The sequence below is a fragment of the Faecalitalea cylindroides ATCC 27803 genome (genome assembly GCF_000469305.1).
GTDB classification, from domain to species: domain Bacteria; phylum Bacillota_I; class Bacilli_A; order Erysipelotrichales; family Erysipelotrichaceae; genus Faecalitalea; species Faecalitalea cylindroides.
Genome location: NZ_KI270963.1, coordinates 1 through 2,518 on the forward strand (window position 1 = coordinate 1; position 2,518 = coordinate 2,518).

Annotated in this window: 3 protein-coding genes; all 3 read left to right on the plus strand. The window is 39.3% G+C overall.

From position 1 onward, the window contains the following. A partial coding sequence (locus tag HMPREF0367_RS01125) for an acetyl-CoA carboxylase biotin carboxylase subunit (RefSeq protein ID WP_035400331.1) occupies positions 1 to 1,238 on the plus strand: 1,238 nt, incomplete at its 5' end. After that, positions 1,222 to 2,094: an acetyl-CoA carboxylase, carboxyltransferase subunit beta gene (gene accD, locus HMPREF0367_RS01130; protein WP_015535191.1), complete on the plus strand. Its 873-nt coding sequence runs from the start codon at positions 1,222 to 1,224 to the stop codon at positions 2,092 to 2,094. The genes HMPREF0367_RS01125 and accD, both read left to right, overlap by 17 nt. Next, on the plus strand, positions 2,091 to 2,504 hold the full coding sequence (locus tag HMPREF0367_RS01135) for a Clp protease/crotonase-like domain-containing protein (RefSeq protein WP_248660655.1): 414 nt from the start codon (positions 2,091 to 2,093) through the stop codon (positions 2,502 to 2,504). Before accD ends, HMPREF0367_RS01135 begins: the two co-directional genes overlap by 4 nt. Positions 2,505 to 2,518 lie beyond the last annotated feature (14 nt).

Genomic DNA, 2,518 nt, shown 5'->3' on the forward strand with positions numbered 1-2,518 from the left:
TGGCCGATCAGGCAGTCTGCATTGGTCCAGCACCTGCCAAAGACAGTTATTTAAACATGGGTTTGATCGTACAAACGGCATGCTCAACAGGTTGCGATGCGGTGCATCCAGGATATGGATTTCTAAGTGAAAATGCTAAATTTGCTCGTCTGGTGCAGGAATGCGATATGACTTTTGTAGGCCCAAATCCTAAATTGATACAAATGATGGGTGATAAGACACAAGCTCGAAAACTGATGAAAGAAGCTGGAGTTCCTGTTGTTGAAGGATGCGAGGATGCCTTAAAGAGTGTTGAAGATGCTAAAAACATGGCTGAGTCAATTGGCTATCCTGTTATTATCAAAGCACGTCTAGGCGGTGGTGGCCGAGGTATGCGAATCGTTTATAAGGCCGAAGATCTTGAAAATGCCTATACCGAAGCCAGACAGGAAGCCAAAGTATGTTTTGAAAATGATGAAGTGTATATGGAACGATATGTTGAAAATCCAAAACATATCGAAGTGCAGATCTTAGGGGATCATTATGGACACGTGGTTCATTTGTTTGAAAGAGATTGTTCATTCCAAAGAAAAAACCAAAAGATCATTGAAGAAGCACCATGTACAGCTTTGACTCGTGATAATCGAGAAAAACTGTTATCACAGGCTGTCAATGCCGCAAGATCGATTGGATATGATTCAGCCGGAACGATGGAATTTTTGATGGATAAACAAGGAAATTTCTACTTTATGGAAATGAATACAAGAATTCAGGTGGAACATCCTGTTACTGAAGCTATAACGGGTGTCGATTTGATCAAATGGCAAATCAAAATAGCATCTGGCCAGCATCTTACATTAAAGCAGGAAGATATTCAGTGTCATGGACATGCGATGGAATGTCGCATCAATGCCGAAGATGTTGCACATGATTTTGCGCCAAGTCCAGGGCCAGTTACATTTATGCATGTGCCAGGAGGACATGGAGTTCGTGTGGATACAGCTGTATATAATGGTTCTATTATTTCCCCATACTATGATTCGATGATCATGAAATTGATCGTTTCAGCTGGAAATCGTTTGGAATGCATTAAAAAAATGCGTGCCAGTTTGGAAGAAACAATTGTTTCCGGGGTAAAGACCAATATTGAATTTAACTATTTAACGCTGTATCAAAAAGAGTTTATAGAAGGAAGTCATGATATTGGCTATGCTCCAATATTGTTGAAGAGGTTAAAAGAAAATGGACAATTTATTTAAAGAGAGAAAGAATCGCCTGGATGTTTTTCGTAAATGGCGAAAAAAACCTATCCCTAAGGCTAAAGAGATTCCAGATCATGTATTCATGAGTTGTTCACATTGTCATACCTCAGTGGCCATGATGGATCTAGTATCCAATCATTATGTGTGTCCTAAATGTCATCATCCATTTAAAATTTCTGCCAGAGAAAGAATTCGTCAATTGATCGATGAAGGAACATTTAAAGAAACAGATGCCAAGATGATCAGTGTTGATCCAGATGATTTTCCTGGATATAAAGATAAATTGGAAAGACTTCAAAAACAAACGGGCATGAAAGAAGCCGTGATTACAGGAACGGGAAAGATCAAAGGCCTTCCATGCGTGATCGGTGTAATGGATTCTAATTTTTTCATGGGAAGCATGTCAGCGGCTGTAGGAGAAAAGATTACTAGAGCTATAGAGCTGGCCACGAAGAAAAAACAACCTTTGATTTTATGTTGTACAAGTGGAGGTGCCAGAATGCAGGAAGGTATCTTATCTTTGGTGCAAATGGCAAAAACTTCCGCCGCAATGAAAAAGCATAGTGATGCAGGATTGTTATCGATCATTGTTTTGACACATCCAACAACGGGAGGTGTCAGCGCCAGTTTTGCGATGTTAGGAGATATCATTTTGAGTGAACCTTATGCTTTGGTTGGTTTTGCGGGTAAAAGAGTGATTGAAGATACGATTCATGAGAAATTGCCAGACAATTTCCAAACCGCTGAATTTGTTTTAGAGAAAGGTTTTATCGATCGAATCGTACCTCGTGAAAAGATGAAAGAAGAGCTTGGAAGACTCTTGTCATTCCATTGTAAAAGGAGCATATCATGAATCTTAAAGAAGCACAGCAGAAAATAAATGAAATAAAGATTCAACAGATGCAGATCGATGAAAAAGATCTGGATATGTGGAATGACTATCAAAGACAAATTGAAACAATTCAAAAAGAAACCGTTCTGACACCTTGGGATCATGTTGAACTTGCTAGAAGACCTGATCGACCTAAAGCCCAGGATTATATCGATTTATTGTTTGATGAATTTATTGAATTACATGGAGATCGTAAAAGCTTGGACGATCCAGCCATGTTATGCGGCTTAGGATTATTTCATGGAATGCCGGTAACGATCCTTGCACAATCCAAAGGAAAAACAGTTGAAGAAAATTTAAAGCAGCACTTTGGAATGCCTCAGCCAGAAGGATATCGTAAAGCGCTTCGTCTAGCCAAGCAGGCTTTTTAACTTCGAATTATGTA